Source organism: Bacillus sp. LR--39, assembly GCF_053613335.1.
Genome location: NZ_JBSIOT010000703.1, coordinates 1 through 786 on the forward strand (window position 1 = coordinate 1; position 786 = coordinate 786).

The 786-nt window shown below is 42.2% G+C and carries 2 protein-coding genes; both read right to left on the bottom strand.

What is annotated here, in order from left to right; all coding sequences use genetic code 11:
- The coding region (locus ACWHAR_RS25960; protein WP_452088285.1) for a class II fructose-bisphosphate aldolase at window positions 1-192 on the bottom strand (192 nt) is incomplete at its 3' end.
- A 180-nt stretch (window positions 193-372) separates the two neighbouring features.
- Window positions 373-747, bottom strand: coding sequence for a sporulation initiation phosphotransferase Spo0F (spo0F, locus tag ACWHAR_RS25965; protein WP_003227621.1), 375 nt, complete (start codon window positions 745-747; stop codon window positions 373-375).
- Window positions 748-786 lie beyond the last annotated feature (39 nt).

Consider the following 786-nt stretch of genomic DNA (forward strand, 5'->3'; position numbering starts at 1 on the left):
AACCACTGTTTTGAAGCCGCCCATGTAGCGTCCCGCACCTTCGGAAACACCAAGGATCACTGGAGATTTTTCTTCTTCAGCTGCTTGTAAAATCGCTTGAGTAAACTCAAGGTTGTTTAAGTTAAATTGTCCTACAGCGTACCCTTTTTCTTTAGCTGTATTCAACATTTCCGTCATAGAAACTAAAGGCATGTCGAATGTCCTCCTTATGTAGCCTGATTGTCTTCTAGCGAAAAAAGCTTTCCACCCTAGCATGACCCATATATTGCTGTCATATGTAAATACTCAGATCGCTTTTTCTCCATAACTAGGATACCAACTTTTCGACAAATCGGCAACACAATGACATCATTCATTTGTTTCTTCTTTTTGTCAGTTAGACTTCAGGGGCAGATATTTTTTGACGGCGTCTCTGATTTCGTCGATGTCAAACGGCTTGGCAAAGTGCGTCAGAGCGCCCAATTCCTTCGATTCCTGGATCATGTCGAGCTCTCCGTATGCCGTCATGATAATGACCCGGATGTTTTCGTCAATGACCTTCATCCGTTTTAAGATTTCGATTCCGTCCATGCCGGGAATTTTCATGTCCAAAAGCACAAGGTCGGGCCGTTCTTTTGTCACAATGTCAAGCGCCTGCAGGCCGTTCGCAGCCTGAAACGTCTGGTAGCCTTCTTTATTGAACACTTCATTTAGCAAAATACGAATGCCGTATTGATCATCAACGATTAAAATTTTTTCATTCATCATTTTACACCCCAATATTATCATTTTCGTCAAAAGGAAGCA

What these genes read in the sequence shown, in the direction of transcription:
- spo0F (WP_003227621.1), bottom strand. Translation starts at nt 747, where the DNA reads ATGATGAATGAAAAAATTTTAATCGTTGATGATCAATACGGCATTCGT.